The sequence below is a fragment of the Ornithinimicrobium carbonis genome (assembly GCF_977012275.1).
On record NZ_OZ348993.1, the window covers coordinates 237,179 to 259,032 of the forward strand.

Below are 21,854 nucleotides of genomic sequence, written 5' to 3' on the forward strand. Positions count from 1 at the left end.
AGGGCCGCGGTGCTCAGGCCCATCAGCACCAACATCGCCCAACCCATGGTGCCTAACCACATCACCAGACCTCACTCCCTGAACGGATCGTTCGTCGGTGGTCCTCATCCTTCGGTGCCTACGTCGGGGTGCCCCGCGAGATCGATGGAGATTCGGTGGAGATGTCACCGCAGGCCCAGGCCCGGACGCCGGGGCGTCTCGGGTGGGGGACTATGGGCCCATGCCCCCAGCAACCTCCACCGCACAAGCAGCCCGTGTCCTGGTCGTCGAGGACGAACGAGCATTGGCCGGGATGGTGGCCGCCTACCTGTCCCGGGCCGGGTACGAGACGACGGTGGTCCACACGGGCCCGGCGGCCGTGGAGTCCGTGCGGAAGCAGGCCCCGGACGTCGTCGTCCTGGACCTTGGACTCCCGGGCCTGGATGGTGTCGAGGTCTGTCGCACGATCCGCACCTTCACCGACTGCTACATCATCGTCGTCACGGCCCGCACCGATGAGGTGGACAGGTTGATCGGACTCTCCGTCGGCGCGGACGACTACGTCACCAAGCCGTTCAGCGTGCGCGAGCTCGTCGCCCGCGTCCAGGCCGTGCTTCGCCGCCCGCGGACCGGTTCGGCCGCCCGGGCCTTCGAGCAGGAACCCGTATGGGTCTTCGGCGACCTGCGCGTCGACTCGGTGGGGCTGGAGGTGCACCTGGACGGGCAGCGGGTGGACCTGACGCCCACCGAGCGGGACCTGCTCATCACCCTGGCCTCCCGGCCCAGGACCGCCTTCTCCCGTGGCCAGCTCATCGAGGAGGTCTGGGGCGGCGGATGGGTGGGTGACGAGCACCTGGTGGACAGCCATATCGCCCACCTGCGCAGGAAGCTCGGCGACGACCCGGAGACAGCGCGCTACGTCACTACCGTGCGCGGGGTCGGCTACCGCATGGGACCGGGATGACATCCCCACGCCGCGCGAGGCGACGTGCTCTGGCGACCCGCCTGCTTGCCGGACAGGCGGTGGTGCTGGTCGCGGGCGCCCTGACCGTGGGACTGGTCGCCGCCCTGGTGGGTCCACCGATCTTCCACGAGCACCTGTTGCAGGCCGGTCACCCGCCCGACTCCCCCGAGCTGGACCACATCGAGCTGGCCTACCGCGACGCCTCCCTCGTCTCCCTCAGCCTGGGTCTTGCCATCTCCCTGCTCGCCGCCGGCGCCGTGTCATGGTTCCTGGCACGGCTGCTGCGCCGCCCGCTCGCACAGCTCAGCGACGCCGCGCGTGAGCTTGCCCGCGGCCACTACGCCACCCGGGTCCCCGATGTCGGATCGGGCACCGAGCTGGACACCCTGGCCGAGTCGTTCAACCTGATGGCCTCCCGCCTCGAAGGGGTCGAAGACACGCGCCGGCAGCTGCTCTCAGACCTGGCGCACGAACTGCGGACACCCATCGCGACCTTGTCCGCCTACCACGAGGGGCTCGGCGACGGCGTCATCACCCTGACCCCCGAGACGGCGACGGTCCTGGCGCAGCAGACCGAGCGGCTGGCCAGGCTCGCCGCCGACATCGACGAGGTGTCCCGGGCCGAGGAGGGGCGGCTGGCCCTGACCCGCTCCCCGGTCAATGTGCTCGACCTCCTGCGCGCCGCTGCGGACACCGTGCACGATCCCTATCTCAGCCAGGGCGTGGACCTGCGCATCGATCCCGGCCAGGCGACGGAGCTCGTCGCGGACGTGGACCCGACCCGGGTCGGACAGGTCCTGACGAACGTGCTCAGCAACGCGTTGCGACACACGGGCCCCCACGGCACCGTGACGATGACCGCACACCGGGAGGGGCCCGAGGTCGTCCTGCAGGTCCGGGACGACGGCGAGGGGATCGCCGCCAGCCAGCTGCCCCACATCTTTGAGCGCTTCTACCGCGGGGACGGCGCCCGCGGTCGGGACCGCTCCGGCTCCGGGATCGGGCTGACGATCAGCAAGGCCATCGTCGACGCGCACGGCGGGACCATCAGCGCCACCAGCGACGGCCCGGGCACGGGTACGACCTTCCAGATCGCTCTCCCCGCGCCACAACCACAGCAGCATGAGGTGCACACACGGTCCGAGGGCCCCGCGTCTCCATCGACCCCCCACAAGAGCTAGCCCCTCCACGCCGCCCGACATGGCCAGTATGGTCTGGCCCCCGGGGCTCTCCCGGGCCGTCCGGTGCCACGCAGCACCTGGCCCCCACCGGCCCCGACGCGACGGGGGGGCACGCTCGCACACCTCCGACGTCCCACCGGGGCTCCCGTCCGCCGCGGCCGCCCGTCCTGGGCCCGGAGAGTGCCGCTGCGGGTCGACCCGGTCCGCCGGGGGCCGTGGGGGCAGCCTCGTCGACCCGGTCAGTGAGGCGATACGACGTCGCGACCCTTGAGGCGTCCCGCCCCGGCGTGCCGCCCCTGGACCTTCAGCGTCCGCATGAGCATCAGGACCACCGCGGCGCCCAGGAGCAGCAGCCAGATCACGGCGATGGCGAGGCTGGCCGTCTCGTCGAAGCCGGCGGTCAGTCCACCGTCGATGAGCACACGCATGCCGCCGTACCCAGGCATCCACCGCGACCACCGGGTGGGCTCACCACCGAGCATCGGGCTCTGTCCTAGTCCGAGGTCGACGAATGGGAGGAGGAAGGCCAGGAAGACACCGGACACCCGGCCCAGAACCGGACCCAGCAGCATGCCGACGAGGCCGTAGGTGAGGGCCAGGACCACTCCCCCGAGCCCGTAGACGAGCCACTGGTCGGCGGTGAAGACCGTTGCCGTCACCGCCAGAGAGGCCAGGCTCACCAGGACGGCCGCGAGCATGACCAGGATCATCCTGCTGGCCACGGCGACGAGAACACGTTGTCCTGCCAGCACCAGCCGCCGGTCCCCAGCCCGAGCGTCCAGGACGACGAACACGCCCACCAGCGCAGCCAGGGAGGCGATCGCTTCCGGGGCCATCGTCCCGGAGTGGATGACCGCGGGATCCATCACCTGGGTGACCTGAAGACCGTTCTCCCGCACGAGGACGGGCGTGCTTCCGGGAGGGGTGATGACGTCCGCCAGAAGGATGAACACTGCAGGCACGGCCGCCAGCAACAGCCACAGCAGCGGGGTCCGTCGCCAGTCCTTCAGTCCCATAAGCACCGCGACCTGCAGCTGGTCGGGACGGTCCGTGTCCGCCCTGGACCGGTGCGGTGCCGAGCCGACAGTAACGATCACGTATGCGATGGCCAGCGCGGCGGCCACCCAGGCGACGGACCACGCGAGTGCTCCGGGTCCACCATGGCCCGGTGGCCGGTCCACGATCCACAGCGAGATGAAGTGCGTGGGCAGCAGACGCAGCACCGCGGAGGTGGAACCGCTCACCGCCGGACCGAAGAAGACGTCCAGGATCCAGACGAACAGGAGCAGGACCGTGCCGTTGACCGGTGTGGGGACCAGCGCCCCGACCGCCGCGCCGATCGCGAGGTACACGACCGCGAACATGGCGGTGCCGATGATGGTCGGGACCGGTCGGTCCAGCCCCTGACGCAGCCCCAGAGCTGCCACGGCTGCACCGGTCGCCAGGGCAGCCAGTGCTGCCCCGGCAAGGAGGCGGGCCCCGGCCAGTCGTGCCCGGGACTGGCCCGCCACCACCAGTCGCCGGTCACCGGCCCGGGAGGACGCAACCTGGAAGTACATGGCGATCCCGGTCAGGAAGCCGGCCGCCCAGCCGGCGGTGACGGTCTCGACGCCAGGCCCGGCCTGCGCTGCCCCCATGAGCGCCGCGTAGCCGGCGAGACGGGGAGCGGCGAGGAGGACGAACGTCACCGGGACGATCGCCAGCAGCAGCAGGTTGGTGCCGTTGCGGGCATAGTCCGTCAGGAACCTGCGCTCCAGCAGGAGCGGGGTCACGTGGACCACGCCCTGCCGTCCCGGAGGGTGACGACCCGGTCGAAGCGCTGCTGGTCGGCGATGAAGTGGCTGATGATGAGCACCCCGCACCCGCGGAGGCGGCGCGCTGCGACCAGACCCCAGAACTTCTGGTAGGTGTCCCAGTCGAAGCCGGCGTAGGGCTCGTCCAGCAGGAGCACCTTCGGGTCGGGCAGCAGCGCCAGCGCGAGATTCAGCTTGGCGAGCGTGCCGCCGGAGAGCTGATCGGCACGGGCCGAGGCGAATCGGGAGAACCCCAGCTCCTCGTACAGCAGGCGCCGGGCGTCAGCCTGTGCCGGGGGGGCCATGCGGTAGGCGGAGCCGAAGAGCTCGAAGTGCTCGTCGCAGGTGAGCCTGGGGTAGACCACCGGTTGCTGCGGGCAGTAGCCCAACGAGCCGGACAGGTCCACGGTGCCCTCGTCCGGGGCCAGGTCGCCGACGAGGATGCGCATCAGCGTCGACTTTCCTGACCCGTTCTCCCCCACCAGCCCGACGACCTCTCCGCCGCGCAGGGTCAGATCCACACCCGTCAGGACGCGCACCGACCGCCGCCCCGTGAGCCCCCAGCGTCCGTATGCTTTGGCCACGTCCCGGGTCACGAGGAGCGGCTGCGACCGTTGCAGCTCGGTGCTCCGTGCAGGGCCAGCGCCAGCCTCTTCGCGGACAGACACGGCTCGCTCACCTCCATCATCTGCAAGGGGTCCGCTGCCTCTTCAGCTCCCACCGATGGGGTTCGCTGCCTGTTCAGCCCCCACCGAAGGGCTTCGCTGCCTGTTCAGCTCCCACCCTGTGCTTGCTCCATGGAGATCACGTTCAGGACTGCTGTCGTTTCCGTGTTGTCGACCGTCGGGCGATCGCGATCCCTGCGACGGGACGGAGAGGCTGGTATCCGATTCTGCCCCAACCCACGATGTCAAGCGTCAGCTGCCGGTCCCCGGTCTTGGCCAGGTGAAGGTCCCCCGTCCTCTGCGGCATTGATCAGGGGTCAGGCTGCATCATCTGCCGGCCCCGCGCTCGTGCGATCCCGCGGTGGGGGGTTGTATCGGCTGGCACACGCCCGGCGAGGTCGACCTGCAGGGCTTTCCTCGCCGGCGGCCAGATCGACCGTGTCCGCACCTGAGGGCTGCTCGGCTCTGCCGGACAGTCACCCTGGTGGTCCGCAGGAACAGGGTCACAGCCACCGACGCCAGCCTTCGTAGCGGCCGGGAGCTGCTTCGGGGACGTCGAGCAGTGGATGTCGACCTCCGCCATCTAGACTGTGGTGGACCTCCGGCAGGGGGAGTAAAATCCGTCATGGAGCGCGGAGGTGGGGTGTGGGTTTCCGACGGGACGCTACCGGGAGATCGTCGAGACGTTGTCGGTCCACGGTTTCGGGTTCGCCGTGGGAGTGGCGGGGTTGCAGGGACGCATCCCGTTCCGCCGTGGGCTGCCGGGGCAGAGCGGGGCCGTCGGTACAGTCAGCCGGAGCACCTGCGGCTGGCTCTGGAAGAGCTCGGTCCGACGTTCGTCAAGCTCGGCCAGATCCTGTCGACCCGTTCGGACCTTCTGCCGCTGGCCTACACCGCCGAGCTGGCCAAGCTGCAGGACGCGGCAGTGCCGGTACCCACCGACGTCATCATGCAAACGCTGGCGGAGGAGCTCGGAGGTGCAGGGGCGTTCGATCGCTTCGACGGTCGACCACTGGCCAGCGCCTCGATCGGGCAGGTGCACACGGCCAGGATCGGGGACGACGAGGTCGTGGTGAAGGTGCGCCGACCGGCGGCGGTGGAGACGGTGAGCAGGGACCTGGAGATCCTGCAGAGCCTCGCCGCCACCGCGAGCCGGCACTCCGAGCTCGCACGCGGCTACGACCTGGTGGGCATCGTCCAGGACTTCTCCCGGACCCTGCGTGCCGAGCTAGACTACCTCACGGAGGCGGCCAACGCCGAACGGTTCGCACGCTCGTTCGCCGGTGACCCGCAGGTGCACATCCCGGTGGTGTACCGCACCACGACCACGCCACGGGTCCTGACCCTCGAACGCGTCCACGGCATGAAGATCGACGACCTCCAGGCCCTCGATGCCGCCGGCATCGACCGACGGGAGCTGGCTGTGCGCGCCACCGGCGTCCTGTGCCAGATGGTTTTCGAGGACGGCCTCTTCCATGCTGACCCGCACCCCGGCAACTTCTTCGTCGCCCCCGACGGCAGCCTGGCCGTCATCGACTTCGGCATGGTTGGCGAGCTGACCGAGCCTTCGTGAGCAGCTGGTCGAGCTGCTCATCAACCTGCTTCGCGGGGACCTGGGAGGGACCTCCGACGCCCTGCTGAGCCTGGTCGGCCACCCTCCCGACGTCGACCGCGGGGCCTTGGAGGTCGACCTGGGGCCGGTCGTGGAACGGTTCGGCGGGGTGCCCCTGGCAGAGCTCGCGCTGACCGGATTGATCACCGAGGTCCTGGGGGTCGCCCGGCGGCGCCAGCTGACGCTGCCCCACGACCTTGCGCTGCTGTTCAAGATGCTGCTCATGGCCGAGGGGCTGGGGCGTCGCCTCGACCCGGACTTCGAGCTGGCCACGGTGCTGGCCCCCTACGCCGAGCGTCTCGCGCTGCGGCGCCACTCCCCCGACGCCGTGGCCGAGCGGATCATTCACGTGGCACGTGAACTGCTTGCGGCGAGCTCCCACGCGCCGCAGGGCCTGCGCGACCTGGCGCAGGTGCTGGAACGGGGCGGCTTCGACGTTCACCTCAGTGCCGACGAGCTGCAGGAGATCGTCCGGGAGATCCACCGCATCGGCAACCGGATCGTCGCCGGCGTGATCGCAGCCTCACTAATCGACGCCGTGGGACGCGGAGTAGGTGGCGAGGGCGGAGGGTGGAAGGCGTGGCGGGGTCCGCTCGTGGCCGCCGGTGCGGGGAGTCTGGGCGTTCTGGCCGCCTCCCTGGTCAGGGACTCCCTGCGCGACCGCCCGGCGCACCGCCGCTCGCCGCCCCTCCCCCGTCCGGAATCGCCGGTAGAGCACCCCAGGCCGTGACCGAGGCGGCCGCTCAGGCACGACCACCAGGACCAGGAGGGGCCTTGTCCGGACCCGACCGGGCCTGAGCAGCTCCGGCCCCGGGGCGTGACGGCAGCGGCGGCGTCCGGGTGTGGTCGCGCACCCGCAGGAGGACGAGCGCCAACAGCCTCACCGGTGATGGTGACCGTGCCGGCAGCGCGGGGCCTGGCGGATGGGTGTCTGCCGGCCGAACCACGTCTGCCGCAACATGTTGACGACGAGGGCCCCCACAGGCAGAACCCAGGGACCGGTCCGTGCGGCCGGCGTCACCTCGGTGCGCCCAGGCAGCTGCCCGAGCAGGGTGGCGTGGGTGAAGAGGGCGGTGCGCTCTTACACGACGCCCTCTAGGCCCGAGACGCCCACGTTGCTGACGTGCGCTACCGCCCGGCCGTACTCGACGGCCCTGACCCGGCGCCGGTGACCAGTGCCACCCGGTTGGGATTGTCGGGAGCCCGATGAACCCCTGTCGGGCGGGCTGCGGACCGCATCAGCGATCCCCTTGACGTTCGAGCCGGGACCATCGACGGGGACGTTCGAGCCGGGACCATCGACGGGGACGCTCGCGTCGCCACCCCTCCTCGTGCCTTGGTCTACGACGGCACCGGCCCTTCCAACGACGCCCACGCAGCTGCTCCCGGGAGGGGCCGGGGAGGCCCTGGGCCATCGTGCTCCGCCGTTGGCCTCAACCCTTCGTCCAGTCGCCGGCTCCCGTACTCCCTGGCCGGCGGCGTCGGGGAACACGATCGTGACGGGACTGCCAGCGGCCTAGAACGGCTGACCGCTCGCCGACACGGTGCTGGTGGGACCACCTTCCTCGTGCTGGACCCCTCCGATCTCGACCAGGGCGAACCCGACCCGCTCCACCGCTGCACGGACGGTCGCGGTGGGAAGTACCGTCCCGGCGGTGATGACGAGTCGAGACCCACCACCCCGGACAAGGTCAACTGCCGCCGACCGGACTCCGGACAGGCTTCGAACCCCGTCCAGGACCAGCGCCAGGCAGGCACCGCAGGTCAGTCCCCAGACCTGATAGCTCCGAGTCACCATCATTGTCCACCTCCACCTACCCCCAAGGGAGCACTAGGCCTCCGACCAAACCAGAGAGAGGTATGGGTCCTCCACGCAGACGGTGAAGATTCGATGGAGCCGTCCGCCCTGGTCTTGACCTCGGGGCCTCTTCGTCAAACCGAGACCGAACGCCAACCCGCCCTTCGCCTTCACCCATGAGGATGGCGTGGTCGCCTCGCCGGCCGCCTCGGTCGACGGACGGCTTTTAAGTTCGGTCCACGACGGGAGACACTGTGAGTCCGGTGCTGTTCACCATCCTCGGGTTCGACGTACAGACCTACGGCCTGAGCAAGGCGGCAGCTGCGCTGGTCGCGGCGTGGTTGCTGGGCCGGGCCTTCGAACGACGGGGCCTGAGCAAGGACTCCGCGCATGCTCTGGTCTTATGGTCCACCGTCTGGGGATTCTTCGGCGCGAAGATCTACTACCTGCTCGAGCAGCTCCCGTCGATCAGCCTGCACGACCTGGGCGGCATGGGCTTCACCTGGTACGGCGGGCTGGTCGGCGGCACCGTGGCCGCCCTCGTCGTCGTCCGACGCCACAGGCTGCCGGGCGGGGTTGTCGCCGGGGCCGTCGCGGTCCCCCTCACCCTCGCGTACGCCATCGGGCGCCTGGGATGCCTCCTGTCGGGGGACGGGACGTACGGCCGCCCCACGGACCTGCCGTGGGGAATGGCGTTTCCCAACGGGGTCGTGCCCACCGACGTCCCCGTGCACCCAACCCCCCTCTACGAGGTCGCCGCCGCCGTGCTGATCGTCGCGGTCCTGGTCCACATCGGCCCGCGTTGGGCCCCCGTCCCCGTGTTCGGCGCCTACCTCGTGCTGTCGGGCATGGCGCGGTTCTCGGTCGAGTTCGTCCGGATCAACGACCCGGTCCTGGCGGGGCTCACCCAACCCCAGCTCTGGGCGCTGGTCAGCGTTCTGGTCGGCGGGGCGCTCGTGCTGAGCGGCCGGTTCGCCCAGGCTCCGGGTCTGATGGAGAAGAGCCTGGCTGCGCCCACGACGTGATCACGCCGGGGCGGGGCGTGGGTCCCCTGCGTGCCGTCGCCCCGCGAGGGCGAGGGTCGCACCGGGCGGGGGTCGCTCCCGGGCCTGCTGCTGGCTCTCCTCGCACGGCAGGATGCCGTTCGCGGGGACTAGCGCATCCTGGAACTGCGGTGCGGACGGCGACGGCACGAGGCAGGATCGGTTACCCCGTGGAGGCTCGCGGATAGGCGGCCAACTGGACGCCCACCCGAGGCGTGGCCCAGCCGTGGGAGGGGCAGATCGACGGGGACGCTTCTGGTTGACACCACGAGGGACGTTCGCGGAACGCTCAGTGTGGGCCCGGTACGAACGGGAATGGCGGGGGGCCACCCCCGCAAACAGGAAGCCTGTTCGTCAAGGAAGTCTGCTCGTCGAGGGCCAGCCAGCATCGGAGCCGATCGGTGAGGTCCTCCCCCCAGACGGACGCCCAGATCCGGTGTCAAGCGGGTGCGTCCCCCTGTCACAGGACCCCGGGGAAGACACCAAGCCCACGGAACCACGCTGGACCGGCACGGGTACGGCTGCTGCACCGGCCTGCGGCGTCCCCAGCATGGGCGTATACCTCCTTCTCAGTCCCGACCCTGGGATCTTCATCGAACCTCCATCGAATCGGACCTGATGCTCTTCGCAGGTGAGCGTTGTCGGCGCCACCGTCAACGCCGGAGGCCGGCTCGTGGCCCGGGCGAGCCGCGTCGGTGCCGACACCCAGCTGGCGCAGATGGCCCGCCCTGGTTGAGGACGCGCAGAACGGCAAGGCCGAGGTCCAGCGACTGGCCGACCGGATCTCGGCGGTGTTCGTCCCCCTCATCCTGCTCTCCCTGGGCACCTGGCTGCTGCTGGGCGCCTCGACCACCGCGGCGTTCACCGCAGCCACGGCCGTGCTCATCATCCCCTGCCCCCCTGCCCCCCTGCGCCCTCGGCCCGGCGACCCCCGCCCCACTGCTCGTAGGCACCGGCCGCGGGGCCCCGCTGAGCATCGTCATCGGGAGCCCGGAGATCCTGGAGTCCACCGGCGCGTGGACACCGTCGTCCTGGACAAGACCGGCACCGTCACCGCCGGCCGGGTGGGCGTCACCACCGTGCACGCCGCCGAGGGTGAGTCTCCTCGAGCAGGTCTTTGCCGTGGACGGTGCGCTGGAGGACGCCTCCGAACACCCGATCGGCCGCGCCGTCGCCAGGCACGCCCGCGCCAGGGGTCGGCTGACTCAGGTCCACTACTTCGCCGCGGACGGCGGCAACGGCGTCTCCTGAGTCGTCGGGGGCCGTGCTGCCCCTTTCCGGACGACGTTCCGGGCTCGCCGCAGACTGGGCCCTGAGCGGCACTCACGCGTTCCCACCACTCCCGGGAGGTCGCATGCGGGCATCGGACACCGCCTCGCTGTCGGGGGACGGCAACCCGCCGCCCGGGTCGAGGGGTGGTTCTTCCAACATTGGTGGGTGGTTGTCTGGGCTGGGTGGGCGCGTGTCGGATCGACAGGTCCGCGACGGCAGTGCAGGATCTTTGGTGCCGAGAGGAGGCTCATGTACGTGGGTGTGGCCGTGATGGCCGTGGCCGCGGTCGTGCCCGTCCTCGTGCTGTACGGGCTCCACCGGAGGACGGCGGTGACGCCGGATCCCCTGGAGGTGCTTCCGTTCGAGTCGGGCTGGACCCCGCACCAGCACGCGCTGTCCCGCTACCACGTGCGGTGGTACCTGGCGACCTTGCTCTTCCTGGCCTTCGACGTCGAGATGCTCTTCATGTATCCATGGGCCGTGGTGGTGGCCGAGATCGGAGCCACGGCGGTCGTCGAGATGTTCCTCTTCCTCGCTGCCTTGTTCGTCGCCGTCCTGTGGGCGTGGCGGGAAGGTGCCCTGCGATGGGTCTGAGCACGGCGACCTCGAGGCTCGCCGCACGGCATGCGCACGCCCTCGTGGTCGAGGTCCCCGGATGGGGGCGCACGCGGATGCACGTCGAGCGCGCCGTGCTCGCGCGGGGATGGCAGCTGGCCCAGTCCCCGGCAGACGCCGACGTTCTCATCGTGTGCGGCGTACCCGGGTCGCGGCTCACACAGGCCGTCGACCTCGTGTGGCACCAGATGCCAGGGCCACGGGTGCGGGTCGAGGTACTCAAGCACAGCGACACCGTGGGCGTTCTCGACGACGCGCACGCCCGCCTCCTCGAGCTCGCTCACCACCAGCGTGACGCGCTCCACCGGCCCGGAGCCGACGATCTGCTGGCCCACCAGCCTCACGACGCCGAGGCCGGGGGCGACCACGAAGACCACGAAGACCACGAAGACCACGCCGACCCCGCCGCCCACGCAGAACGTGCCGCGGAGGGAACAGAGTCTCTGCCAGGGGAACAGGCGGAGGTGAGCCACACCGAGGCCGGACAGGACCACCCGGGACACGGTGGTCACCGGGAGGCCCCCGACGCACAGCACGGTGCCCATACCCAGGGTCGGCACCGCCGGCCAGAGGATCAGGGTCGGCACGAGGATCCCGGTGGTCATGGCGATCACGGCGATGGCGATGGGCACCAGGACCCCGGCGGAGGTCAGGGCCAGGGCAACCATGAGGGACATGGCGGGCATGAAGGCCACGAGGGTCACGGCGGCCACGAAGGCCACGAGAGTCACAGCGGCCACGAAGGCCACGGGGGCCATGAGAGTCACGGCGGCCACGAAGGCCACGAGGGTCATGAGAGTCACGGCGGCCACGAAGGCCACGAGGGTCACGGGGGCCACGAAGGACATGGCGGGCACGAGGGCCACGCGGGTCACGGCGGGCACGGGGGTATGGACATGGCTCCGGGCGGGATCCCCCTGGCCGAGGGTGGTGCGGACCGGGACGGGCTGGAGATGGACGTCCTGAGGGTCCGGCTGGGCCCGGTGCTGCCTCACTGGCCTGCGGGCCTGGTGCTGCACTGCTCGCTGCAGGGGGACCTCCTGACCCAGGCCCGTGCCGAGGTGTTCGGGGCCGGAGACGATGGCGGGGACGAAGCCGACGCGCGGGCACGCGGGCTCGACAATCTCGTCTCCGTGCTCGCGCTGGCCGGGTGGGACGATGCTGCGGCCCAGGCCCGACGGATCCGGGACGCGGCACTGGAGACTGGCGGCGGGCCTTCGGACCCGGGCGTCGAACGGCTCCGGCGCAGGCTGCGTCGTTCGTGGGCGCTGCGCTGGTCGTTGCGGGGGCTGTGCCCGCTGACCGAGGAGGAGGTCCGCCACCACGGGCTGCCCGTGGACGTCGTGGGTGACACCTACGACCGGTTGCTCCGCATGGTGGACCGCGCGACCTCTTCCGGCGGCGGGGAAGGGCGGCACGACGTCCGCCCAGCTGTCTGGGCCGACCACCTGGCGCAGCTGGTTGTCGGGCTGGATCTGGCAGCGGCGCGTCTGGTCCTGGCCAGCCTCGACGTGCACGGGCTGCGGGTCGGCCAGGCCGAGCACGAGGTGTCCCATGGTTGACCCGATGGCGATGCCGAACGTCGCAGGGTCGGACTCGCCGGTCGTCACGGTGGCGCCGGGCTGGGCGTTCGCCGCGGTCACCGTTCTCGGGGGCCTCGTCGTGGTCGCCGCGATGCTCGACGGTGCCCTCTCCGCACGTTCCAGCGGCGGGCCGGGGGGTGCACCCGGCGGAGCTGCCCGGCCCTTCGGCGAGGCTGCCCGGCTGATGCGGCAACGGCGTCGCACCACGGTGCAGGCCGACAGCCTGCTCTGGCGCATCGGTGGTGCGGGGCTGCTCGTCGCGGCCGCGCTGATGGTGGCGGTCGTGCCGCTGGGCCGGTGGACGATCTTCGACCTGGACGTGGGCGTCATGTGGTTCAACGCCATGGACGTCATGGTCTGGGCCCTGGTGTGGTTGACCGGGTGGGGCGCCAACTCGGCGCACTCGCTGGTCGGGGGCTACCGGTTCCTGGCCCACGGTCTGGGCTACGAGCTGCCGCTGATGTTCGCCCTGGTCGCCCCGGCGATCGCCGCGGAGAGCCTGAACGTGGGCAGGGTCGCCGCGGCCCAGGACGGGCTGTGGTTCGTGGTGTGGATGCCGGTGGCCTTTCTGGTCTACCTGCTCGGGGTCGCGGCCTTCTCGGTGTGGGGGCCCTTCGCCCCGGCGCTGGGCAGCGACGTCGCCGGTGGCGTGCGGGCAGAGCTGTCCGGTGTGGACCGGCTGGTGTTCGAGACGGGACGCTACGCCCTGCTGGCGGCCGGTGCGGCGTTCGCGGTCCCGATGTTTCTCGGCGGAGGTGCCGGTCCGCTGCTGCCGGACTGGGCCTGGGTGCTGGTCAAGACGGTGGCCGTGCTCTCGCTGCTGGTCTGGCTGCGTCGGCGGTTGCCGGCCTTCCGGCCGGACACGTTCATGGAGGTGGGGTGGCTGGTGCTGCTTCCGGCCGTGCTGGCCCAAGACCTGCTTGTCGCCGTCGTCGCCGTGTGGAGGTCCTGACCATGGTCGCCGACATCGCCTTCTGGGGCCTCGGGCTGGTCGCGGTCCTCAGCGGCGCCGCGGTCTTCTACGTCGACTCGATGGCCCGGGCCACGTACGCCCTGGCGCTGTCCTTCGTCGCGGTGGGCCTGCAGGTGCTGTTCCTGCAGCAGAACTACGTGGGCGTGGTGACGATCCTGATGATGGTCATGGAGATGGCGGTCATGGCCGTCTACATGGTCATGTTCATGGGGATGAACCCCGCCCTGATGCCGATGAGCATGGTGCACAGCAACAGGACCGCCGCCGCCGCGGCGGTGGTCACGTTCATGGTGCTGGCGGCGGGCATCCTGCTGGTGGACTGGCCCACCCGTCGGGGGAGCCCACCGCCGGACGTCACGGTGGCCCTCGGCGAGGCGCTGATGGGCCCGAAGATGCTCGTGATGGCCGTGATCAGCCCGGTCATGGTGGCCACCATCGTGGCCGGGGTCGTGCTGGCGGCTCACCGCACCCGGTACGACCGGTTCGGCGAGGACCTGAAGCGGCGCACCCCCGACGACCCCCAGACCGGAGGTGTGGGCCGATGACCCTGGAGGCGACCCTGCTCATTGCCGCGGCGATCTTCTCCGTCGGTCTGTACGGCGCGATCTCCCAGCAGGTCGTCGTCATGGTGATGATGGGCCTGGAGCTGATGATCAACGCGGTCATCCTGGCCGCCGCCGGGTTCTGGTGGTTCCTGGCTCCGGCCCCCACCGGGCAGGTCCTGCTCCTGGTGATCATCGCCGCGATGACCCTGGAGATGGCGATGGGCTTCGCGGTCGCCACCCTGCTGCACCGGGAACGGCAGGCCGACATGACCGACATGGCCACGGACCTGTCCCGATGAACCAGGCCACGGCCCAGGTCGCGCTGTGGCTGCTCGTGCTGCTGCCCGCGGTCGTCGGCGGCGCGCTGGCTCTCTCACGCCTCGAGCGTGTGGTGGTGCCCATCTCACTGGCCACGGCCTGCCTCGCCGCCGTCTTGTCGGTGCTCGTGGCCGTGGCCCGGCCGCAGGTGTCGGTGCCGTTCATGGCCGGCAGCGACCTGGCCCTGGGCGTGGACGCCCTGTCGGCCCTGGTCGTGCCGACCGTGGCGGTCGTCACCCTGCTGGTGCTGCTGTTCTCCGCCGGTGAGATCCGGCGGTCGCGGGCACGGTTCCACGGGCTCATGCTGCTCTTCGCCTCCAGCGCGCTCATGACCGCGACCGCGCAGACCCTGCCCGCTCTGCTGTTCGCCTGGGAGGTCATGGGTGCGACGTCGTTCGCGCTGATCGGGTTCTGGTGGCGCGAGCAGCACCGGGTCTCCGCCGGCATCACCGCGTTCGTGACCACCCGCGGAGCCGACGTCGGCCTCTACCTCGCGGCCGGGGCCGCCCTCGCCGGTGGCGGCGGGCTGGCGCTGGCCGACCTGTCGGCCAGCGGCGAGGGGTGGCGGCACGTGGTGGCGGCCGGTGTCCTGGTCGCGGCGCTGGGCAAGGCGGCCCAGCTGCCGTTCTCGTTCTGGCTGTCTCGGGCGATGGAGGGCCCGAGCCCGGTCAGTGCGCTGCTGCACTCGGCCGCGATGGTCGCCATGGGCGGCTACCTGCTGCTGCGGACCGAACCGTTGCTCACCTCCACGGGCTGGGCCGCGCCGACCGCGGCCTGGATCGGCGCGCTGACCGCGTTGCTGCTCGGTGCCGTGGCCCTGGCCCAGCAGGACCTCAAGCAGCTGCTCGCCGCCTCCACCTCGGCCCAGCTGGGGTTCGTGGTGATGGGTGCCGGGCTGGCCTCGGTCGGCGCAGGCGCGGCACACCTGGTGGCGCACGCCGCGACCAAGGCGCTGCTGTTCCTGGCCGCCGGGGCCTGGCTCACCGCGCTGGGCACCAAGGACCTGAGCGGCCTGCGCGGGGTCGCCCGGCGCTGGCCGCTGGTGGGTTGGGCCAGCACGCTCGGCGTGCTGTCGCTGGCCGGGGTCGCGCCCCTGGCCCTGTGGGCGACCAAGGACGCGGTCCTGGCCGCGGCTCTGGCGCAGTCGCCGTGGTTGTATGCGGTCGGCCTGGCCGCCGCCGCCCTGTCGGCGGCCTACGCGGGCAAGATCTTGGTCGCGGTGTGGCGGAGAGTCCCTGCTGCGGAGCGCGCCCTGGTCGAGGGGCACCTGGATGAGGAGGAGCCGGGCACCGGCCATGTCGGAGCGCTCGAACGCGCGCCGATGGTCCTGCTCGCCCTGGGTGCGCTGGTGCTGGGCCTGCTCGCGCTGCCGCCGGTGGGCGGCACGCTCTCCCGCGCTCTCGGGGAGGAACCGCTGCACCCCACCCTCCTGGAGATGCTGGCCTCGGCGGGGATCGCTCTCGCCGTGCTCGCGCTCCTGTGGTGGCGGCCTGCGCCGCAGCCCCGGTGGGCGCGCGGCTGGCTCGGTCTGGAACCGGCGACGCGGACCGTCGTCGTCCTGCCGACCCTGGCGCTGGCCCAGGTGCTGGCCCGCTTCGACGACCGGGTCCTGGACCGGGTCGTGACCGGGGCTGCGTCGGGCACCCTGGGCCTGGCGCGCCGGGCGGCGAGGTTCGACGACCGGGTGCTCGACGGTGCGGTCGAGTTCAGTTCCCGGGCGACCGTGAAGGCTGCGCAGCGGGCCGGGCGGGCGGACGACCGCTGGTTCGACGGCGCCACGGAGGAGCTCGCGGCAGGGGTGCGCCAGCTCGGTCGCATGGCACGTCGCCCGCAGAGCGGGCAGCTGCACCACTACTACGTCCAGGCCGTCGCGGTCCTCGCGGTCGGCGTCCTGCTCCTGCTCACGGTGAGGTGAACGTGCTCAGTCTGATCGTCTTCCTGCCCATGGCCGCCGCGCTGGCCCTGATGGCCCTGTCACGCCTGGGCGACGGCGCTGCACGGTGGGTCTGGGTGGTCGTCGCCGCCGGCGACCTGGCGCTCGTCGCTGCGCTGTGGCTGACCTACGAGCCACCGGGGGCGGGTCGGCTTGCGTTCGAGGAGCGGGCCGAGTGGATCCCCGGGGTGAACAGCAGCTACCACGTCGGGGTGGACGGGCTGTCCCTGCCTCTGGTGGCGATGACGGCGGTGATCTTCCTGGCCTGCTCGGTCTTCTCACTCCGCAGCAGCGACCGGCCCCGGACCCAGGCGGCGCTGTTCCTGTTCCTGCAGAGCGTGAGCCTGGGGCTCTTCGTCGCCGCCGACCTGATCCTGTTCTTCCTCTTCTTCGACCTGTCCATCGTCGGCATGTACTTCGTGATCGCCGGGTGGGGCCACGGCGAGGCCGGCCGGTCGGCGATGAAGTTCTTCCTCTACACCTTCCTGGGCTCCCTGGCCCTGCTCGCCGGTTTCATCGGGCTCTACATCGCCGCCGACCCGCACACGTTCGACATGGTGGAGCTGGCCGAGCAGACCCCGCTGGAGGGGTCGTCGCTGGCCGGGGGGCTGGTCCTGGCCGCGATCCTGGTCGGGCTGGCCGTCAAGACACCCACGGTGCCGTTCCACACCTGGCTGCCCCCGGCGCACACCGACGCACCGGCCATCGGCTCGGCCGTCCTGGCCGGCGTCCTGCTGAAGATGGGCACCTACGGATTCGTGCGGATCGCGATGCCGATGCTGCCCGAGGCCTGGCGGGCCTGGGCCTGGGCGGTCGTCGTGGTCGGGATCGTGTCGGTCGTGTACGGCGCCCTGGTGGCGCTGGCCCAGACGGACTTCAAGCGCATGGTCGCCTACACCTCGGTCAACCACATGGGCTACGTCGTCCTGGCCGTCGGCGCCGCCGGGATCGTCGCCGACGACACCACGCAGGCGCGGTCCGTGGCGGTCACCGGCGCCGTCACCCAGATGGTCAGCCACGGCCTGATCACCGCTGCCCTGTTCCTCCTCGCGGGGGTGATGTGGGACCGGGCCGGCACCTACGACATGGCCTCCTACGGAGGTCTGGCCGGTCCTGCCCCCAGGCTCGCGACCCTGTTCGCCGTCGGTGCGTTCGCCTCGCTCGGCCTGCCCGGCCTGTCGGGCTTCATCGCCGAGTTCCAGATCTTCACCGGCAGCATCGCCGCGGCACCGGTCACCGCGGTCGCGCTGGTGGGCATCCTCATCACCGCCGCGCTGTTCCTGCGGGCTCTGCAGCGCATCTTCACCGGTCCGACGAGGGGCGCCTCCGCCGGCTTCGGCGACCTGCGCCCCGCCGAGCTGTGGGGCATCGCTCCGCTGCTGGCACTCTCGCTGCTCATCGGTGTCCTCCCCCGCCCGCTGCTCGAGGTGATCGAGCCCGCGGCGCAGGTCCTCGTCCAGCTCGTCGGGAGGTAGGCCGCGGTGGAGTCCATGGCCATGCGGCCTGCCCTGCTCGCACCGGAGATCGTGCTGTTCCTCGGCGGGCTCGCGGTGCTGATGGGCGGGTCCTTCCTGCCGCGGACACGACAGTGGCTCACCCGTGCCGTCGCCGCGGCCGTCCTGCTGGTGGCGGCCGCCCTGGCCGCCCTCGACCTGCCCGGTCCGGCGCAGGTGGCGATGGAAGGCACCTTCACGGTCGACACCACCACCGGGGTCGCCCGGATCGTCGCCGCGCTCGGCACCCTCGTCGTGCTGGCGCTGGCCTCCGACGAGATCGCCGACACACCCCGGGAGAGCGAGACCTACGCGCTGCTGCTGTTCTCGACCACCGGCACCCTGATCCTGGCCGGGGCGGACGACCTGCTCGTCGTGACCGTCGGGTTCCTGCTGGCCAGCGTCCCCCTCTACGGCCTGATCGGGATCGCGCGCACGCCCCTGGGCGCCGAGGCGGCGATGAAGACCTACCTGCTGGGTGCCCTGTTCGGCATTCTCCTGCTGGCCGGGGTCACGCTGCTCTACGGCGTGTCAGCCACCACGTCCTACGCCGAGCTGAGCGACCGGCTCGCTGACGCGCCGGCAGGGGTGGTCGCCGCCGGCGTCGTGGCGGTGCTGGGCGGGTTGCTGTTCAAGGCCGGAGGTGTCCCAGGGCACTTCTGGGTCCCCGACGCGGCGCAGGGTGCCGGCGGAGCAGTCGCGGCATTCCTCACCACCGTGCCCAAGATCGGGGCGGTGATCGCCGCCTACCGGCTCGTCGCGATGCTTCCCGACACCCTCGCCTGGCCGTTGCTGGTCGCGCTGCTGGCCGGCATCAGCATGACGCTGGGAAACCTCGCCGCCTACTGGCAGACCGACCCCCGGCGACTGCTGGGCTGGTCCACCGTCAGCCAGGTGGGCTACCTGTTCGTGCCGGTCGCGGTCGCCGGACGCAGCGACCTCGCGCTGCCCTCGCTGCTGCTCTACCTGACCGGCTACACCGTCACCAACCTCTCCGCGTTCGCCGTCACCACCGCCCTCCCCCGACGGCGCGAGCTGCGCTCCTACCGGGGCATGGGAAGATCCCATCCGTGGCTCGGCGCAGCCCTGGTCGTGGCGCTCCTCGGACTCGTCGGCACCCCGCCCACCGTGGTCTTCGTCGGCAAGCTGACCACCACCGCCGCGGCCTGGGACGCCGGGTACGCCTGGCTTGCCGTGCTCGTCCTCGTCAACACCGTCGTCAGCCTCTTCTACTACCTGCGCTGGATCGCGCCCCTCTACGCCCGCCCCGAAACACCGGAGCAGCACCAGGACGACGCCGGCACACCCGGCCACTGGTCGCGCACCACCGCGATCGCGACCGCAGCCCTGAGTCTCCTTCTCGGCATCGGGTCCGGAGCCCTCTGGGCCTCCTTCTCCCCGTGAGCCTCCCCCTGCGCACCTCGAGTCCGGCAGCCGTGAAACCGGACGGTGCGAGGCCGACGGCTCGACGAGCAGATCCCACGGCCCCCTCGCCCCGCACGGGCCGGTTCCGGTCGCGACCTCCTAGCCCCGGGCCTACCGTCGGACGTGGCCGGCTCCCAGGCCGGCCCTGCACCAGATCCAGACACCGGCACCGACGCCGGACACGACGCAAGGGAGCAACACGATGACCCACCACGTGACCACGATGCTGCAGACCTACCCCAAGGACCTGGGGTCGGTCGACCAGCAGAAGCTCGCCGAGTGCATCGAGGCGTGCTTCGAGTGCGCCCAGACCTGCACCGCCTGCGCGGACGCCTGCCTGGCCGAGGACATGGTGGCCGACCTGGTCACCTGCATCCGCAAGAACCTCGACTGCGCCGACGTGTGCGCCGCCACCGGCAACGTCCTGTCACGGCAGACCGGGAACACCGTGGAGACGACCCGGGCCGCGCTGGAGGCCTGCCGCACCGCCTGCACGGTATGCGGCGAGGAGTGCGAGCAGCACGCCCAGATGCACGAGCACTGCCGGGTCTGCGCCGAGGCCTGCCGCCGCTGCGAGCAGGCGTGCGCCGACCTGCTCACCACCCTGAGCTGAACAGGGCTACGGGCGATCGTGCCGGCGCCCCGGGGCCCGCTCCCGTGGGGGTTGCTCCCACGGGAGCGGTACGGACTCAGGCGCGCGGTTCCTGGCCATGGTCGGCCGCGTAGGCGGCGAACACCTTCTCGGGGTCGCCCCCGGTGTGCAAGAAGTTGTCGTCGAGCTCCGAGCTGAGCTCCTCGATGGCCAGTGACAGCTGACGCCCGCTGCGTCGCACCACCGTCTGCGACGAGGCCAGGGCAACGTCGCGCAGCTGAAGCGCGTAGGGCAGCTGACGTGCCAGGGCGAAGTCGGGCTCGCGTTCCTGGAAGTAGAAGCCCTCACTGTGCTGGGCGAAGTCGATGCGCACCTTAAGCATTTCGGCTGCGAGAGTGTCGAGCACCCGGCTCAGCACCGCCGGGTCCTCCGCGTCCACGCTCTGCGCCCAGTCGCTGTCGGCCAGGCCCTTGAGCTCCAGGGCAAGGGAGCGGCGACGGGAGAGGGGCGGGTAGATCTGGGTGAACCACGTCAGGGCGGCGGTGAGCAGGGCGAACCCGGTGAGGGCCTGCAGGGGTGCAGCCGTCCGGATCCACAGGTCGGTCGCCACCATGTCCCCGTAGCCCAGGGTGGACAGCGTGACCGCCGAGAGGTACACGGCCTCCAGGACGTCCGGGTAGTCCGAGGGATCCACCCCGGAGGAGTACATGAACCCCTCGGGGACGTGCGGCAGATAAATCAATGCCCACCCGAGCAGCTGCAGCAGCACCCACAGCAGGATGACCACGACCATCGCCAGGGGCCCCACGGTCGAGCCCAGGCGGTGCCCGGTCGCCCTGGAGATCCGCCACGCCCCGACCAGCACCAAGCGGCTCAGACGCCCCTGCCCGGTCGGGTGCAGCAGGGTGTGGAACATGTCGTGGAGACCGATCACGATCACCACGATCCCGGCGACGGTCGCCACCACCTCCATCACCAGGCGCCTCCCCCGGTGGTAGGCCCCCCGGTCTGTCGTCGGCAGGGGCGGAGGAAGGGCACATCCCCTGTCCCGCGGGAGCTGAACCTCACGGGTTGGTCCCGAGCTCCGGTACCGGCCGCTGCTCGGCCTCCTCGGTGGTGGTGACCGCGCCGTTCTGCTCGATGTCCTCCACGAGCCACTTCATCTCGGCGATCTCCTTGCGCTGGGCCTCGATGATCTCGTCGGCCAGCTCGCGCACGCGCACATCGTCGATGTCAGCACGCTCGCTGGTGAGGATGGCGATCGAGTGGTGCGGGATCATCCCGTTCATGTACGCCTGGTCCTCCACGAAGGTCTGCGAGCGGGAGAGCCACAGCGCGGTCAGGCCCAGGACGAGCGCGCCGGCGATGATCGCCAGGTTGACCGTGACGTTCTTGTACATCATCCCCCACATGAAGGCGAGCATGATGATGGCCATGGCCGAGCCCATCAGCAGGGCCATGTAGACCCGCTCCTCGCTGAACGTCATGTGCCCCCAGGTCCAGGCGTTGGTGTAGGTCAGCAGGAACATCGTCACCGTCGAGGTGGTGATCATCGCGGCGAAGATCAGGTACATCTTCCGCTCGTGCTTCCTGTGCTGCTGGTGATCCTGCTCGGACTGCCCGGAGGACTCGTGCTGGTCGTGCTGCTCGTGCGGGCTGGACATCATCGGTTCCTTCCTGATCGGTCAGGGGTGGTTCGGTCAGGGTGTGCGGTCAGGGGGGGACGGCGCGAGGGCAGGGTGGCAGGTGGTCTCAGCCGTCCGGCTCGTTGAGGCGTCGGCGCCGTTCCTGGTAGTCCTGCTCGTCGATCTCCCCACGGGCATACCTCTCGTCGAGGATCCGCCGCGCCGCGGACCTGCCGCCGGACGTGCTCGCCTCGTCGGCCTCGTGCGCGGGTGGCTGCGGGTGTGGCTGGTCGACCGGCCCGCGCGTGCGGGCCCGGTCGCCGCCGGAGCGGACCAGCAGCGCCACGAGGGCGACGACGGCGATGATGACCAGGAGCCACACGAGCCACATCCAGCCCATGCCCATACCCATGCCCCATCCGTTGCCGTACATGATTTCTCCTTC

The 21,854-nt window shown here is 71.0% G+C and carries 19 protein-coding genes and 1 pseudogene; 15 read left to right on the forward strand and 5 right to left on the reverse strand.

What is annotated here, in order from left to right; all coding sequences use genetic code 11:
* The first annotated feature begins 220 nt into the window (after window positions 1-220).
* Window positions 221-943, forward strand: a complete 723-nt coding sequence (locus ACWHYA_RS01010; protein WP_425939698.1) for a response regulator — start codon at window positions 221-223, stop codon at window positions 941-943.
* Window positions 940-2,124 carry a sensor histidine kinase gene (locus tag ACWHYA_RS01015; RefSeq protein WP_425939697.1) on the forward strand — a complete coding sequence of 395 codons (1,185 nt, stop codon included), beginning with the start codon at window positions 940-942 and terminating at the stop codon, window positions 2,122-2,124. The genes ACWHYA_RS01010 and ACWHYA_RS01015 overlap by 4 nt, the downstream gene beginning before the upstream one ends.
* Window positions 2,125-2,363: 239 nt before the next feature.
* Here ACWHYA_RS01015 and ACWHYA_RS01020 read toward each other — a convergent pair whose 3' ends face one another.
* Entirely contained in the window at window positions 2,364-3,896 is a 1,533-nt protein-coding gene (locus ACWHYA_RS01020; RefSeq protein WP_425939695.1) for an ABC transporter permease, read from the reverse strand.
* Window positions 3,893-4,438 carry an ATP-binding cassette domain-containing protein gene (locus ACWHYA_RS01025; protein WP_425939693.1) on the reverse strand — a complete coding sequence of 182 codons (546 nt, stop codon included), beginning with the start codon at window positions 4,436-4,438 and terminating at the stop codon, window positions 3,893-3,895. Before ACWHYA_RS01025 ends, ACWHYA_RS01020 begins: the two co-directional genes overlap by 4 nt.
* Before the next feature lie 769 nt (window positions 4,439-5,207).
* On the opposite strand from ACWHYA_RS01025, the gene ACWHYA_RS01030 reads away from it, so the two are divergent.
* The 13 genes and pseudogenes from ACWHYA_RS01030 to ACWHYA_RS01090 all read left to right on the forward strand — a co-directional run bounded on the left by ACWHYA_RS01030 (window position 5,208) and on the right by ACWHYA_RS01090 (window position 19,805).
* Window positions 5,208-6,155, forward strand: a complete 948-nt coding sequence (locus ACWHYA_RS01030) for an ABC1 kinase family protein (RefSeq protein ID WP_425940033.1) — start codon at window positions 5,208-5,210, stop codon at window positions 6,153-6,155.
* A 106-nt stretch (window positions 6,156-6,261) separates the two neighbouring features.
* A complete protein-coding gene (locus tag ACWHYA_RS01035; RefSeq protein WP_425939692.1) occupies window positions 6,262-6,924 on the forward strand; it encodes a hypothetical protein in 663 nt (220 codons plus the stop codon).
* A gap of 1,331 nt (window positions 6,925-8,255) precedes the next feature.
* Entirely contained in the window at window positions 8,256-9,017 is a 762-nt protein-coding gene (locus ACWHYA_RS01040) for a prolipoprotein diacylglyceryl transferase (RefSeq protein WP_425939690.1), read from the forward strand.
* A 652-nt stretch (window positions 9,018-9,669) separates the two neighbouring features.
* A pseudogene (locus ACWHYA_RS01045) lies at window positions 9,670-10,280 on the forward strand (P-type ATPase); the annotation flags it as partial.
* A gap of 297 nt (window positions 10,281-10,577) precedes the next feature.
* A complete protein-coding gene (locus ACWHYA_RS01050) occupies window positions 10,578-10,901 on the forward strand; it encodes an NADH-quinone oxidoreductase subunit A (protein WP_448095638.1) in 324 nt (107 codons plus the stop codon).
* A gap of 911 nt (window positions 10,902-11,812) precedes the next feature.
* Complete coding sequence (locus tag ACWHYA_RS01055; protein ID WP_425939686.1) at window positions 11,813-12,484, forward strand: hypothetical protein; 672 nt, start codon at window positions 11,813-11,815, stop codon at window positions 12,482-12,484.
* A complete protein-coding gene (locus ACWHYA_RS01060; protein ID WP_425939684.1) occupies window positions 12,477-13,457 on the forward strand; it encodes a complex I subunit 1 family protein in 981 nt (326 codons plus the stop codon). The genes ACWHYA_RS01055 and ACWHYA_RS01060 overlap by 8 nt, the downstream gene beginning before the upstream one ends.
* A 2-nt stretch (window positions 13,458-13,459) precedes the next feature.
* Entirely contained in the window at window positions 13,460-14,023 is a 564-nt protein-coding gene (locus ACWHYA_RS01065) for an NADH-quinone oxidoreductase subunit J (protein WP_431473569.1), read from the forward strand.
* Window positions 14,020-14,322 carry an NADH-quinone oxidoreductase subunit NuoK gene (locus ACWHYA_RS01070; RefSeq protein WP_075957358.1) on the forward strand — a complete coding sequence of 101 codons (303 nt, stop codon included), beginning with the start codon at window positions 14,020-14,022 and terminating at the stop codon, window positions 14,320-14,322. Before ACWHYA_RS01065 ends, ACWHYA_RS01070 begins: the two co-directional genes overlap by 4 nt.
* The gene (locus tag ACWHYA_RS01075; protein WP_425939680.1) at window positions 14,319-16,256 is read left to right on the forward strand and encodes a proton-conducting transporter transmembrane domain-containing protein; all 1,938 of its coding nucleotides are present in this window, start codon (window positions 14,319-14,321) and stop codon (window positions 16,254-16,256) included. The genes ACWHYA_RS01070 and ACWHYA_RS01075 overlap by 4 nt, the downstream gene beginning before the upstream one ends.
* A 2-nt stretch (window positions 16,257-16,258) precedes the next feature.
* Window positions 16,259-17,749, forward strand: a complete 1,491-nt coding sequence (locus tag ACWHYA_RS01080; protein ID WP_425939678.1) for a complex I subunit 4 family protein — start codon at window positions 16,259-16,261, stop codon at window positions 17,747-17,749.
* A gap of 15 nt (window positions 17,750-17,764) precedes the next feature.
* The gene (locus ACWHYA_RS01085; protein ID WP_425940031.1) at window positions 17,765-19,171 is read left to right on the forward strand and encodes an NADH-quinone oxidoreductase subunit N; all 1,407 of its coding nucleotides are present in this window, start codon (window positions 17,765-17,767) and stop codon (window positions 19,169-19,171) included.
* Between the two features lie 223 nt (window positions 19,172-19,394).
* Entirely contained in the window at window positions 19,395-19,805 is a 411-nt protein-coding gene (locus ACWHYA_RS01090) for a four-helix bundle copper-binding protein (protein WP_134772573.1), read from the forward strand.
* A gap of 76 nt (window positions 19,806-19,881) precedes the next feature.
* On the opposite strand, the gene ACWHYA_RS01095 is transcribed toward ACWHYA_RS01090, so the two are convergent.
* The 3 genes from ACWHYA_RS01095 to ACWHYA_RS01105 form a co-directional block, all read right to left on the reverse strand.
* The gene (locus ACWHYA_RS01095; RefSeq protein ID WP_134774733.1) at window positions 19,882-20,757 is read right to left on the reverse strand and encodes a potassium channel family protein; all 876 of its coding nucleotides are present in this window, start codon (window positions 20,755-20,757) and stop codon (window positions 19,882-19,884) included.
* A 91-nt stretch (window positions 20,758-20,848) separates the two neighbouring features.
* A complete protein-coding gene (locus tag ACWHYA_RS01100; RefSeq protein ID WP_425939676.1) occupies window positions 20,849-21,451 on the reverse strand; it encodes a DUF305 domain-containing protein in 603 nt (200 codons plus the stop codon).
* Between the two features lie 85 nt (window positions 21,452-21,536).
* Window positions 21,537-21,842 (reverse strand): SHOCT domain-containing protein, encoded by a 306-nt coding sequence (locus ACWHYA_RS01105; RefSeq protein ID WP_134772572.1) that lies wholly within the window; start codon window positions 21,840-21,842, stop codon window positions 21,537-21,539.
* Between the last annotated feature and the right edge of the window lie 12 nt (window positions 21,843-21,854).